The 13,566-nt window shown below is 66.5% G+C and carries 12 protein-coding genes; 3 read left to right on the top strand and 9 right to left on the bottom strand.

All coding sequences use genetic code 11. From position 1 onward, the window contains the following. Window positions 1-43: 43 nt before the first annotated feature. Window positions 44-1,969 (bottom strand): glucans biosynthesis glucosyltransferase MdoH, encoded by a 1,926-nt coding sequence (gene mdoH / locus ABIA73_RS11970; protein WP_051501661.1) that lies wholly within the window; start codon window positions 1,967-1,969, stop codon window positions 44-46. Between the two features lie 495 nt (window positions 1,970-2,464). Here mdoH and ABIA73_RS11975 point away from each other — a divergent pair, with 495 nt between their 5' ends. Further along, window positions 2,465-4,501, top strand: a complete 2,037-nt coding sequence (locus ABIA73_RS11975) for a TonB-dependent receptor domain-containing protein (RefSeq protein ID WP_154881102.1) — start codon at window positions 2,465-2,467, stop codon at window positions 4,499-4,501. Between the two features lie 57 nt (window positions 4,502-4,558). Here the strand turns inward: ABIA73_RS11975 and ABIA73_RS11980 are convergent, their stop codons facing one another. Then, a complete protein-coding gene (locus tag ABIA73_RS11980; protein ID WP_162887695.1) occupies window positions 4,559-4,729 on the bottom strand; it encodes a hypothetical protein in 171 nt (56 codons plus the stop codon). 216 nt (window positions 4,730-4,945) lie between these two features. Here ABIA73_RS11980 and ABIA73_RS11985 point away from each other — a divergent pair, with 216 nt between their 5' ends. Then, window positions 4,946-5,332: a DUF2628 domain-containing protein gene (locus ABIA73_RS11985; RefSeq protein WP_025879013.1), complete on the top strand. Its 387-nt coding sequence runs from the start codon at window positions 4,946-4,948 to the stop codon at window positions 5,330-5,332. Window positions 5,333-5,404: 72 nt separating this feature from the next. Here the strand turns inward: ABIA73_RS11985 and ABIA73_RS11990 are convergent, their stop codons facing one another. Both ABIA73_RS11990 and ABIA73_RS11995 read right to left on the bottom strand, forming a co-directional pair. Next, window positions 5,405-7,939 carry a methyl-accepting chemotaxis protein gene (locus ABIA73_RS11990; protein ID WP_354275836.1) on the bottom strand — a complete coding sequence of 845 codons (2,535 nt, stop codon included), beginning with the start codon at window positions 7,937-7,939 and terminating at the stop codon, window positions 5,405-5,407. 222 nt (window positions 7,940-8,161) lie between these two features. Continuing rightward, window positions 8,162-9,055, bottom strand: a complete 894-nt coding sequence (locus ABIA73_RS11995) for an NAD-dependent epimerase/dehydratase family protein (protein ID WP_080149788.1) — start codon at window positions 9,053-9,055, stop codon at window positions 8,162-8,164. Window positions 9,056-9,384: 329 nt separating this feature from the next. On the opposite strand from ABIA73_RS11995, the gene ABIA73_RS12000 reads away from it, so the two are divergent. Further along, window positions 9,385-9,681 (top strand): KGG domain-containing protein, encoded by a 297-nt coding sequence (locus tag ABIA73_RS12000; protein ID WP_025879016.1) that lies wholly within the window; start codon window positions 9,385-9,387, stop codon window positions 9,679-9,681. Window positions 9,682-9,785: 104 nt separating this feature from the next. Here ABIA73_RS12000 and ABIA73_RS12005 read toward each other — a convergent pair whose 3' ends face one another. From ABIA73_RS12005 to ABIA73_RS12025, 5 genes are all read right to left on the bottom strand, one after another. Next, window positions 9,786-10,136 carry a VOC family protein gene (locus ABIA73_RS12005; RefSeq protein WP_279209197.1) on the bottom strand — a complete coding sequence of 117 codons (351 nt, stop codon included), beginning with the start codon at window positions 10,134-10,136 and terminating at the stop codon, window positions 9,786-9,788. Window positions 10,137-10,235: 99 nt separating this feature from the next. Continuing rightward, complete coding sequence (locus ABIA73_RS12010) at window positions 10,236-10,436, bottom strand: hypothetical protein (protein WP_033832284.1); 201 nt, start codon at window positions 10,434-10,436, stop codon at window positions 10,236-10,238. Window positions 10,437-10,519: 83 nt separating this feature from the next. Next, window positions 10,520-11,143 (bottom strand): SLOG cluster 4 domain-containing protein, encoded by a 624-nt coding sequence (locus ABIA73_RS12015; RefSeq protein ID WP_279209195.1) that lies wholly within the window; start codon window positions 11,141-11,143, stop codon window positions 10,520-10,522. 36 nt (window positions 11,144-11,179) lie between these two features. Next, entirely contained in the window at window positions 11,180-12,361 is a 1,182-nt protein-coding gene (cml, locus tag ABIA73_RS12020; protein WP_354275837.1) for a CmlA/FloR family chloramphenicol efflux MFS transporter, read from the bottom strand. Between the two features lie 219 nt (window positions 12,362-12,580). Continuing rightward, window positions 12,581-13,486, bottom strand: coding sequence for a LysR family transcriptional regulator (locus ABIA73_RS12025; protein WP_354275838.1), 906 nt, complete (start codon window positions 13,484-13,486; stop codon window positions 12,581-12,583). Window positions 13,487-13,566: the final 80 nt, after the last annotated feature.

Here is a 13,566-nt window from a genome sequence, read left to right on the forward strand (position 1 = left end):
CTCCTGTACGTTCGAGCCGCATTATGCCGCTGGCACGGTGCGATCAGTACAGCGGCGGTTGCTCGGCCGCTTCCCGGCGCAGCTGTGCGGCGCGCACCAGCACCGGCGGCGGGATGTTCTCTTCGGGAATGTCGAGCAGGCCCAGGCGATGCAGGAAGGCGCCCGGCCCGCGCAGCGAGGTCAGTGCCACCACCGGCACCGCCAGCACCATGCCGATCACCACCGGCGCCATCCAGGCCGCCAGCGACGGCGACACCGCCCACGCCAGCACGCCCATGAAGGCGCCAAACACGCCAAGGCCGCCGTAGCCGCGCACCAGCGAAATCCACGAGATGCCACCGTCATCGCGCTGCTGTGCATCCCAGCCCGAGTCACGCCCGGACAGCACTTCGGCCACCCCGCGCGACTGCACGTACATCACCACCGGCGCCATCAGCGCGGCCAGCACGGTTTCCACCAGCATCGACAGGAACGCCCGGATCGCGCCACCACAGCCACGGCGTTCAACCGGATCGAGCAGCATCGCAAAGTAACCCAGCACCTTGGGCATCAGCAGCACCGCCATGGTGGCGGCGAACAGGCGCACCACCTGTTCTTCATCCTGCGCACGCCAGTACACGCTGGGCGACAGGTGCAGCAGGGCGTTGAAATCGATGCCTTCCTGGAACAGCGGGATGGCGATGCCGATCAGCATCAGCATCGCCCACATCGGTGCGGTGAAGTAATGGCCGATGCCGATCAGCATGTGCACGCGGCTGATCCAGTGCAGGCCACGGCTGCCCACCACCTTGCCGTGCTGCAGGTTGCCCTGGCACCAGCGGCGGTCGCGCACCAGCAGGTCGGTCAGCGTCGGCGGGCCTTCCTCGTAGCTGCCGCCCAGGTAGGGCACCATGTGCGCGGCCCAGCCACCACGGCGCATCAGCGCCGCTTCCACGAAATCATGGCTGAGCACGTGGCCGCCGAACGGCTTGCGCCCCGGCAGCTCCGGCAGGCCAGCGTGGTCGGCGAAGGCACGGGTGCGGATGATCGCGTTGTGCCCCCAGTAATTGCTTTCGGCACCGTGCCACCAGGCCACGCCACGGGCGATCACCGGCCCGTACACGCGCCCGCCGAACTGCTGCATGCGCGAGAACAGGGTGCGGCCGCCGATCACCGACGGCAGGGTCTGGATCAGGCCGACGTCGGCGTTGTGCTCCATGCCGGCGACCAGGCGCACGATGCTGTCACCGGTCATCAGGCTGTCGGCATCCAGGATCAGCATCTGCGGGTAGGCACCGCCGAAACGGCGTACCCAGTCGGCGATGTTGCCGGCCTTGCGCGCGCTGTTGTCGCCACGGCGGCGATAGAACAGTCGCGCACGCCCATCGGGCACCAGCTCGCGCAGTTCGGCGAACACCTGTTCTTCGGCCCGCGCGATGTCCTCGCGACGGGTATCGCTGAGCACGAAGAAATCAAACCGCTGCAGCTGGCCGGTGGCCGCCACCGATTCGTAGATCGCGCGCAGGCCGGCCAGCAGCCGGCGCGGGTCTTCGTTGTAGGTGGGCATCAGCAGCGCGGTGCGGCTGTGCACGGTGGGCAGCGGCTTGTCCGGATCGATGCCCAGGCGGTAGCCCCGGTCGAACACGGCCGTCAGGAAGCCGGCCACCGCACTGGCAAAGGACAGCGCGATCCAGGCGAACAGGCCGACGAACAGCACCAGCAGGCAGGCCTCCAGCACGCTGATGCCATTGCCGGACAGCACCCGCCACATCATCCGGGTGGCCACGGCGGTCATCGCCACGGTGCCGCCGAGGATGTACAGGCGACGCAGGCCGATCATGCGTGGCGAGGTGCGATGGCGCCGGACCTTCAGCGAGCCTTGCCGCAGCGTCTGTTCGGGCATCACCAGCGGTGCTTCGGCCGGCAGCAGGGCCCAGCCCGCGTCGGGACCGGCCGTGACCGGTTCCGTGTCGATGGTTTCACTCCCCATGGCCGCCTACTCCCTGCAGGCCGCAGGACCGGCCGTCCCGGCCAGGCTGCATGCACCAAGGTTCATGGCCCGCATTCCAGGCGTCCGCACTTGTCCTGTCTGCCACGGCGTCATGCCGCGCAGTCGCTGTCTGTCACTACCAGAACCCACACGATCTCCAACGGGGCGGAATCGAAAAATGCGGCCCAGTCTATGGCCCCGAATGTAAGCCGGGTGCGAAGGTCTACGCCGGAAAATCTCCCCATTCAGCAATCAGCAGGCGAACCACGCCGTGCGCCCCGCGGGTGTCGATCCATCCCGGAAAGTACTGGATCGTAACAAACGAGAACGGTTATCATTACGTTAACCAGGCAGGTCGCCGTGCTCCGCGCACCGGACCCACCCAGCTGCGCCGGACCCTCCGCGCGCCCGACGACCCAGGGAAGGGGTTGGCTGCCTGCTGTCTGCGTGCGCCTGCTGCTTCCACCGGGTCTCTCCTCTCCCTTGGAAGCCGTCATGTCCCCTCTCCGTTCCGCGCGCCTGTCGCGCACCCGCCTGGCCAGCGCCCTGGCCGCCGCCTGCCTGCTGGCCCTGCCTGCCCTCGCCGCCGCTGAAGCCAGCGCCGATGCCTCGACCAAGGACCTGGATACCGTGGTGGTTACCGCCTCGGGCAACCAGCAGTGGATCAAGGATGCCCCGGCCAGCATCAGCGTGATCAGCCGCGAAGACATCGAACGCCAGCCGGTGCACGACCTGGCTACCCTGCTCAGCCGTATTCCGGGCGTGACCGGTGGGCTCAGCGCCATTGGCGAGCAGTCCAAGATCAAGCTGCGCGGCATGCCGTCCAACTACACGCTGGTGCTGGTGGACGGCAAGCGCATGGGCAGCTCGGCCTCGACCAACTATCGCCCCGACCTGGGCCGCCAGGACCTGAACTGGATTTCCCCCGACCAGATCGAGCGCATCGAAGTGGTGCGTGGCCCGATGTCCTCGCTGTATGGCTCGGACGCGATGGGCGGGGTGATCAACATCATCACCAGGCGCATCGGTGACAGCTGGAACGGCAGCGCGACCCACAGCTACACCCGGCCGCAGGATGGCGACCGTGGCGACACCCAGCAGATCGGCGCGACCTTCTCCGGCCCGCTGGGCGAGCGCTTCGGCCTGCGCATCGGTGCCAACAGCATGCGCCGCGACTCGGACCGCTCCAACGGCGGCGTGTATGGCAACGCCTACGCCGGCGAGAAGGACCGCAATGTCGACGCGCTGCTGCAGTGGAAGCTGAGCGAGGCACAGGAAGTGTCACTGGAAGCTGGCCACGGTGTGCAGCAGGCCTTCATCGCCCAGGCGCTGGAAAAGCAGGACGAAGGCGCCTGGGGTGCCAGTGAGCTCAAGCGCAGTTCGCTGGCGCTGAACCACGACGGCAAGTGGGATTTCGGTACTTCCAAGCTCAGCGCGTACTGGACCGAGTACAAGAACGACATCGGCGCCACCGGTCGCTCCGAGGCAACCGATACGATCATCGAAGGCAGCCTGAGCACGCCCTTCACTCTGGGCGTGGACCACCAGTTCGCGGTGGGCGGCCAGTGGAAGCGCCAGGAGTTGACCAACACCGACACCATCGGCCAGGCGCCGGTGGACTATGCCGGCAACCCGGTGGTCGGCTCCAGCCTGGAAGTGGACACCTGGGCGCTGTTTGTCGAAGACGAGCTGAAGCTGCACCGTACCCTGGCACTGACCCTGGGCGCGCGCCTGGACCACCATGAACAGTTCGGCAGCCATGTCAGTCCGCGTGCCTACCTGGTCTGGCACCCGAGCGAGCAGTGGACGATCCGTGGCGGCGTGTCCAAGGGCTTCCGCGCGCCGAGCCTGACCGAGAATTCGCCCAGCGCGGCGACCCAGTCCGGTGGCCGCGGCTGCACCTCGCTGTACCCGCTGGGCTATACCCGCGGCGGCTGCTACATGGCCGGCAACCCGGACCTGGACCCGGAAACCAGCACCAACCGCGAGATCGGCATCAGCTTCGACAACGACCTGGTCGACGCCGGCCTGACCTACTTCCATACCGACTTCAGGAACAAGATCGAGTATGAAGCGCTGGGCTTCTTCAACGGCTACTGGTGGACGCGCATGAGCAACGTGCAGCGCGCGCGCACCAGCGGCATGGAAGGCAACCTCAACTTCCGCTTCGGCGATCACTGGCGCTGGCGCACGTCGGCGACCTGGATGAAGGAAGCCAAGAACCTGACCACTGGCCGCAACCTGATCGACACCCCGGAGTTCTCAGGCTATTCGTCGCTGGACTGGACCCCGAACACCACGTTCTCCAGCAGCCTGTCGGCGCAGTACACCGGCAAGCAGACCGGCGTGGTCAATACCTTCCTGAAGGCCTACACGCTGTATGACCTGACCGCTGCCTGGAACGTCAATGAGGTGCTGACCCTGCGTGGCGGCGTCAGCAACCTGGCCGACAAGAAGCTGTACGCCGACGGCTCTACCGACTACTTCGTCGCCGGCCGCAGCTACTTCCTCAGCATGACCGCGCGCTTCTGATGCGCACTGCGATCGCGCTGGCAGCAGGCCAGCGCGATCGCGGCTGGTTTCCCAGGCTCAGTCGTTTTCCAGAACCGCCGGCGCAGCGTCGCGGCTGGCCGCGATGCGTGCACGGTCCATCGCCACCGCCAGTTGCTGGCGGGCGAGCAGTTGTTGTGCCTGCACCACTTCGGGTGTCGGCAGGAGCACCGGTCCGGGTGCGTTTTCCGGTGTAGCTGGTGTGGTCATGCAACCTCCATGGACATACCGCTGCTACCCGTGAACAACCGGGGTGGCAGCGGAACTGCGCACCCTATCCTAAAAACAAGGCGGATGGGTGACGGTGCGGCACCGGGACGCAAGCCCTTTGCCGTAGGAACGTCACATTTTTGACGCTCCAAGCTGGTTTGCTGAATGTGACTCACTTATCATGAAAACGTTTTCCTAACAGGGAAGTCCCTATACATGAACACCGTTGACCTGACCCGCTTCAGCCCGAAGTGGCAGTTCCGCTTCAACTTCTTCCAGCAGCACGGCGCTCCCAAGGAGCCCGGCTTCAAGCAAGCCTGGAAGGCGCTGTCCTTCGGCGACCGCCTGAAGATCAACCTGAACTTCTTCGCCTTCTTCTTCGGCGCGATCTATCTGTTCATCCTGGGCATGTGGCGCAAGGCGCTGGTGGTGATCGGCATCAACATCGTGCTGATCGCGGTCAGCCTGGTGCTGCCGGACATCGTGGCCCGCGCACTGTTCATTGCAATGAACTTCCTGGTCGCCTCGAGCACCAACTACAGCTATTACCTGGAACAGGTGAAGGGCAACACCAGCTGGAACCCCTTCGAAGGCATGTTCTAAGCCCAGCGCACCACACACGCAGTGGCACATCGACGCCCGGCCTTGGCCGGGCGTCGTCGTTCATGCCCCGGCTCAGGCGGCGCGCAACGCGGCAGCCGGTCGGGTGTCGGCCTGCAGGCGGAAGCGGGACACCGCCACCGCTAGCTGCTCGGCCTGTTCTTCCATCGCCCGCGCCGCAGCGGTGGCTTCTTCCACCAGCGCAGCATTCTGCTGGGTGGTCTCGTCCATCTGCACCACCGTCTGGTTGACCTGCTCGATACCGGCCGACTGCTCGCGCGAGGCGGCCGAAATCTCGGCCATGATCTCGTTGACCCGGCCGACCTGGCCGACGATCTCCTGCATCGTGCGGCCCGCACCGTGCACCAGCTGCGCGCCGGCGCCGACATGGCCGACCGAAGCGTCGATCAGCTCCTTGATCTCCTTGGCCGCGCCCGCCGAGCGCTGTGCCAGCGCGCGCACTTCGCTGGCGACCACCGCAAAGCCACGGCCCTGTTCACCGGCGCGCGCCGCTTCCACCGCCGCGTTCAATGCCAGGATGTTGGTCTGGAAAGCGATGCCATCGATCACCGAGATGATCTCGGCGATGCGCTGCGAAGAGGTCTCGATCTGCTCCATGGTCTGCACCACCTGGCTGACCACCTGCCCGCCTTCGCTGGCAACGCCTGCGGCCGAGGCCGCCAGCTTGTTGGCCTGCAGGGCATGATCGGCGTTCTGGCGCACGGTGGAGGTCAGTTCCTCCATCGACGCGGCGGTCTCTTCCAGGTTGGCCGCCTGCTGCTCGGTACGGCGTGACAGGTCGCTGTTGCCCGACGCGATCTCGCCTGCGGCCAGGCGGATGCTGGCCGCAGACTGCTGGATCTGGCCGACGATCTGGGTCAACTGCTGCACGGTGCTGTTGGCATCGTCGCGCATCACCGCGAACACGCCGTGGAAGTCACCCTCCATCCGTGTACTCAGGTCACCGGCGGCGATGGCGCGCAGCAGCGTCGACAGCGCAGCCAGGTTCTGGTCGCTGACCTGCATCATGGTGTTGAGCGTTTCCACCATGCGGCGGAAGTCATGCTCGAAGCGCTGGGCATCGCCACGCACGGCGAAATCACCTGCCGCCGCCGCAGCGGCCAGCTGCTGGATCTGCTCGTTGATCGCCGCCAGGTTGGTCTTGGTGGTTGCCATGGCAGCGGTGAATACCGCCTTTTCGCCCGGCAGTGCCTCCATGTCCACGCTCAGGTCACCCACCGCGTAGCGCTCCATCACCTCGACCAGGCGTTGGGTGACCGCATTGCTGTCGGCCACCAGCTGGTTGCTGTCGGCCACCATGCGGCCATATTCGCCCGGGAACACCGAGGCATCCATGCGGTAGCTGATTTCACCGGCATCATGGCGGCGCGCCATCTCCGCCTGTGCGGCCATCACTGCCTGCAGCTGGCCACGCATGCCCTGCATGGCGTCCAGCAGGCGGCCCACTTCGTCGTTGCCCAGCGCCGGCATGGCGGTATCCAGCTTGCCCGCAGCCACGTCGCCGGCGATGCGCACGGCCTGCGCCAGCGGTCGCACCGCCAGGCGCTGCAGCAGCAGGTAGACACCACCACTGAGCACCAGCGCAGCCACCACACCCACCAGCAGGATGATCCACAGCAGCTCGCGGGCCTGCGCGATGATCACCGCATGCGGCACCACCACGCCCAGCGCGAAACGCTGCGGCGCGTCACCGACCTGCAGCGGCACGTACAAGCGGACGTTGCCGGCAGCGTCGGGCTCGAACGCTTCGTACGTCTTGTCGGCGGCGATCTGCGCCAGCATGCCGAGGGTGGCGGCATCGGTACGCGGCTTGCCGATCTCGGCAGCATCGGCCGAGGCCAGCACCACGCCCTTCGGCGACAGCAGTTCGACGCGGCCAGCGCCCATCGGCGTCAGCGTGGCCAGGTGCTTCTGCAGCGCGTCCAGCGAGAAGTCGACGGTGAAGACACCGAGGAAGGTGCCGTTCTCGACGATCGGCGTGCTCAGCGTGCTCATCAGCACCTGCTTGCCGCCGATGTCGTAGGCATACGGTTCGCTGACCAGCGGCAGCTTGTCGCGGCTGGGCACCATGTACCAGTTGCCCGAGCCGCTGGGCGTCTCGGTGTAGTCGGTCATCGTCGACTGCTGCGGCTTGCCGTCCTGCCAGGCCCAGTAGCTCATGTAGCGGCCGGTGGCGTCGTGCGCCTCGCTGTTGACGAACTCGGCGTCCTTGCCGTCGAAGGCATTGGCCTCCCACATGGTGCTCTTGCCCAGCCATTCCGGGTGCGCGTGCAGCTGCTCGCCGATGACATTGGCCAGGCTGGCGCGATCAGGGGCATCACCGCGCGCACGCTGGGCCAGCACGGTTTCCACCATCGCATCGTTGCTGGCAAAGGCCGTGCCCAGGTCGGCAGCCACCTGCCGCGCCTCGGCACGGGCTTCGCTGGCCATGGTCTGCCGCGAGGACGACACCAGCGCCGAACTGGCCTGGTGATAGATCAGGAACGCGGTCGCGCCGAAGCACAGCAACGCGATCACCGCGGTGCCCAGCATCAGCTTGTGGGCGATGCTGCCGGGGCGACGGGCAGCGACGGAACGGGAAGAAGACATGGGAGGATCCGCAGGCAGTTCAGGTCGACCGGTGCCACCAGGGCACCGCGCAGATGCGCGATCCGTCGCGCGGGCCGCCTGCCCGCCGGATAGGAACCCGGCGCGGGAAGGCGCGCACCGGGTTAGCGGCCATGGCCGGGCGAGGTTGAGGCTCGCCGCACGCACAAAACCTGAACCCGCTCAGCTGCGGCCGTCGACCCAGGCCTGTGCTGCTCGCCTGTGCTATTCGGCGACGCGGTCGCGGATCCACTCCGCACGGGGCAGGACCTCGATGCTGCCCGCGGCGTACTGCTGCAGCACGTCCTCCGGACCGAAACGTGGCTGCCAGCCCAGCGCTGCACGCATCCGGCTGCTGTCATAGACCCGATCGATGCTGAGCGGCAGTGGCCAGCCACGGCGCTCGAACTCGGCCAGCAGCTGCGGTGCGCGGCGCGCCAGCACCTGGCGCGGATCCGCGGCCAGCTGCAGGCAGTCCTCGCGCCGGAAGGGCGTCGGTGCACAGGCGAGGTAACGCTGGAAGGCCGCGCCTTCATCGTGCAGCAGCGCGGCATGCGCGCTGGCCACGTCGCGCGCGTCGATACCACGGTGCAGGCGGAACATCGCCATGCGGTCAGGTGGTTCGGGGAAGCAACGTGCCATCCGCAGCACGCGCACGGTGAATGTTGCGCTGGCCGCCGCTTCGGCAGCCGCCTCAGCCTGCAGCTTGGTGCGGTGGTAGATCGTGCGTGGCAGCGGCTCGGTGTCCTCGTCGATCCAACGGCAGCCGCCGGACACCACGGCATGGCCGTACAACGCCGTGGTACTGGTCAGCACGAAGCGCTGCACGCCGGCCTCGCGCGCCAGTTGCAGCAGGTTCGCGGTAGCCTCCACGTTGATCTGCTGGAACACCGCGTCGGGTACCAGGCCCACGTGCGGGGCGTGCAGGGCCGCGGTGTGGATCACCGCGTCGACCCCCTGCACGGCGCGTTCCAGCGCCCGGCGATCGGTGACATCGGCAATGACGCGCGTGGTGGCGAACGGACTGCGATCCAGCCCCACCACCTCATTGGCAGCGGCCAGCGCACCAAAGATCGCCCGCCCTATCCGCCCGGAACTTCCGGTCAACAGAATCTTCATTGAATCCATTCACTCGACAGCGCCCGGGACCTACCGGGATGACTTGATTCTAGGCATGCACGATGGCATCGGCGATAGCAGACGATGACATTCTGCATGCCATCCACATCCGGCCAACCGCTTGGACTCTCCCTTGCCAGGGCGCTACGGGTGGCTGCCGTGACGACCGGTTGCAGAGCCCGGCGCTTCCTGCACGGTAACCGGTTGTCAAACGCGTGCGCAGGCCATGTGAGCCTCGTACAGCCCACTTCGACCTGTCTTTAGCCTGCACTGTGCAACATGGGACCGTCACTGATGGCAGCGACCCATGTTCACACCGGAGACCGGTAATGACCAACTCACGCAATGGCAACAGCAATCGGGGCTTTGCCTCGATGGACGAAGACAAACAGCGCGCGATCGCGGCCAAAGGGGGACGTGCTGCCCACGCATCCGGCAATGCACACCAGTTCAGCCCGGCCGAGGCCCGGGTGGCGGGCCGGAAAGGCGGTGAAGCGATCAGCCAGGACCGCCAACACATGGCCGCGATCGGCCGTGAGGGCGGCCATGCGCGGCACGCCAGCAGCCGCCAGCAACAGCAACAGCAGGACATGGCCGACAAACCTGACAGCGGTCAACAACGTTGACGTGCTGCGGTCACTGCGCCGCGTACCGGCGGTGCGGCCGACGTCGATCAGCACTCAGCACTGCCAGCACAGTGGGAAAGCGCCGCTGAGCTGGCGCGCGCCGGCTAGGTGTGGGCGAGGATGTTCAGCAGGCGCCCAAACGGGTCGCGCACGTAGAAGCGACGTACACCCCATGGCTCTTCGGCCGGGCCATATTCAAGCGCAATGTCCGCGTGTCGCAGGCGTTCGAGCACGGCGTCCAGATCATCCACCTCGATCGAAAGATCCGGCACCGGGGTACCCGATCCGCCTTCGCTGGCAACGCTGAGCTGTGCCAGCGCAGTGCCCTGCCCACCGTAGGTGACGATCCAGCCGTGGTCCATCACGATGTCCATGCCGAGGATGTCGCCGTAGAACGCGGCCGCCTGCGCAGGATCGGCACTGGCGATGTTGGCGACGACACGTTTGACGGCCATGTTGCGGCTCCAGACGATCAGGACCGCGGACTTCGTGCCTGCGGCCAGGTGAAAAGGGGCCCCTGGATCCGGCCCCCCATTGCGAACGGTATGCAGGCCTCAGACGGCGCCGCACCTGTCCATGACACAGCGATCGTATTCGAACTGGCACTCCATGGCATCGCCGCCGCCGGAAACGCAGGCCTGGTAGGCCTTCCAGCACGGGAAGTCGCACGGCTGGACCGGACCGGCCACCGCCACCGAACCGGTACACGCAAGTGCAAACACTGCAGCAACGATCACTTTCCTGATGGCTCGCATCGATATCACTCCCTGATAGGCCTGGTGACTCCAGGCCGCATCACCCTACCCGCGTGTGCGGGATAGGAAGTGAAGGCGCCGGTTCAGCCTGCCAGCAATTGCAGATCACGCAGCTGCGCGCGCAACTCCGCGAGGTCATGCCACGGCAGTATCGGCGAGTTCCCGCGCTCATCGGGAGGGTTGCCCGGGAGCCCCTCCGACCAGCCACCCGCGCCCACCAGCGGCAGCAAAGGCCGCTTGTGCAGCCAGGCCAGACACACTTCGGAAATCGTGCCCGCGCGCCCGCCGATGACAATGCAGGCATCGCCGGCCAAGGCCATGATCAGGTTGCGGGCATCGCCCATGCCGCATGGCACCACCACCGTTGCCGGCCAGTCTGCTGCGGGCATGTTGCCTTCCGGAATCACGCTCAGCACCGTGCCGCCGGCTGCGACTGCATGCTCGGCTGCCACCCGCGTGGCTGGGCTGCCACAGCCGCTGACCAGGGTGATTCCATTTTCAGCGAGGAACCTGCCCGCCTGTGCAGCGAGGTCGAACGCCGGTGAGCCAGGATCGGCACTCCCCAGGATGGCGATCTGGGGCTTGCGGAAGGACTTGCGGGAGGTTGGTGTCATGAAGCGACCTGGGTGACCGAACGGAAGGACAGCATGGAGACGGAACCGATCCGGGCAGCCACTGTTCAATTGCCCGACGCGGGAACGTATCACGCCAGCAGTTTTTCTTTCTGATGCTGATTGCACAGTTCACCGCCTCAGCATCACCAGGCCACCCAGGCTCAGCGACGGCAGCAGCAGCCCAAAGGCCACCAGCGGCCAGACCGTATCGCCCGGCAGCAGCAGCGTCGCGAGCGTGCCAAGCGTTGCCACGATCAGGCTCTGCACGGCGTAGTACAGCGCCACTGCCGTGCCGGAGGCATCGGCAAAATCGCGCAGCGCACCGTTGGCCGCCACCGCAGCCACCATCACGATGCCGATGGCCACCAGCCACATCGGCAACACGACACTGGCAAAGGATGGCGGCAGCATCGCCGTCATCGCCATGACCAGCGCGCCGCCAATCATCACCATCAGCCCACGCTGGAAACTGCCACCAATGCCCCATCGCCCGATGAATCGAGCAGCGAAGCGCGAGGTGACGATCATCACCAGCGCCACCGTCGCGAAGGCCAGGCTGAAGCCCATCGCCGAATAGCCGGCCCTCCCCATCAGCACCCGCGGGGCGATCGAGAAAAACACGAAGAACGTGCCCATCGCCGCACTGAATCCCGATGCATGAACCCAGAAGCCGGCATTGCCGAGGATGCGCGCGAAGGCTGGCGATGCGTGGACATGCTGCGGTGGCCGTGTCTCCTGCCAGCCGCGGCATGCGCGTGCACCCGCCAGCAGTCCCAGCACACCCAGCGCGATGAAAATAGCCCGCCAGCCCAGCGTATAGGCGATCAATGCGCCGAGGATCGGACCGAGCGCCGGCACGAACGCCAACATCGAGGAAAACAAGCCATAGAGCGTGGCGCCCTCGGCCGTGTCGGCATACACGTCGCGCACCGTGGCGAAGGTGGCCACCAGTGCGGCCGACGCCCCAACCGCCTGCACGCCGCGCCACGCAAGGAATGCCGCACCACCGCTGCACGCGGCCAGCGCGAACGACGCCAGCGTGAACAACAGCGCGCCCATCAGCAGCACCGGCCGTCGCCCGATCCGGTCCGACAGCGGGCCGAAGATCAGCTGGCCCAGCCCCAGCACGAGCATGTACAGGCTCAGCGTCAACTGGATGAGGGCGGGCGACGTGCCGAGTGCCTGCGGCATGGCCGATACGACCGGCAGGTAGATATCCATGGCCAGCGAGGCCAGGAGGTCGAAGGGGGCCATCAACACGATGGCGCCCGGCAGGGAATGGGCCCAGCGAAGGGCTTTTCGATCAGACATGGGGAAACATCCGCTCAGGAGGGAATCCGGCGGTGATCAACCCAGTGCGTGGAAATCGCAGGACAAGATCACCGCAACAACGTGCGTACCGTTGTTGCGGCTCAGCGGACTGTCTGCGGACCGTTCCCGTTGTTCATCTGATGATCCGGTGGAAGATCGAGTGCGGCCAGTGTAGCAAGGCCATTGCGGGGCAATCCGGCAACGTCGTCCGCAAAGGCCTCAGGACAAGGGCAGCATGTCGATGCGCCGGGAGGGGGTACGCCGCACCTGCTCGATGAGCCGGCGGACCGCTGGCGATGTTTCCTGTTCACGGTACAGCGCAGCGATGGTCGAGGCGATGACCGGCCCGGCGATCGGCAGATACACCACGCCTGGCAGCAGCAGCGTCCGCTGCAGCACCGACGGCACGATCGCCACGGCGCCATCGCCCACCGAGACCTGCGCGAGTACCGCGGCAAGATGACCGGGACGGGAGCGGATGTCCGGCACGAATCCGCCACGGCGGGCGACTTCCAGCGTGCCGGCGGGCTGCTCCGGCATGATGAACGCCTCCTTCGCCAGCAGCGCCGGCTGCACCGGCACCCCCGCGTGGGCCAGCGCATGCGATGCCGGCAACGCCACGCAGAACTGATCTTCGATCAGGATGTGCGAACCGAGCGCATCGGGCACCTCCATCGGAAGCCGGCAGAACACCACATCGATGCGACCGTCCAGCAGGAGGTCCGGCAGGTCGGCCATCGGCCATTCGCCGACCTTCAGCTCCACGTCGGGCGATGCGCTGCGGAACCGCTGCAACTGCTCCTGCAGCGCGCCGGCATGGACCGCCGAACCTACGTAGCCGATCTCGATCCTGCCGATTTCCCCGCGACCAGCGCGGCGGCCCACGGCCTCTGCCTGCTCGAACTGGCGCAGCACGTTGCGTGCTTCGGCCAGGAAGATCGCACCGGCAGAGGTCAGCGTGACCTCGCGCCTACTGCGATCGAACAAGGAGGTGCCCAGGCGACGCTCGATCTGCTGGATCTGAACGCTCAGCGTCGGCGTGGCGATGCCCAGGCGCAGCGCGGCGCGCCCGAAATGCAGCTCCTCGGCCAGTGCGACGTAGTACTGCAGATGTCGACGGTCCATGCGCACCGGCTCGTTAGCTTTGGCCTAACGTACTTGAAGAACACCGGCAATGAAACAAACAGTCGAAGTTGCTTGAATGG

This window comes from Stenotrophomonas sp. 2694 (assembly GCF_040548715.1).
GTDB lineage: Bacteria > Pseudomonadota > Gammaproteobacteria > Xanthomonadales > Xanthomonadaceae > Stenotrophomonas > Stenotrophomonas indicatrix.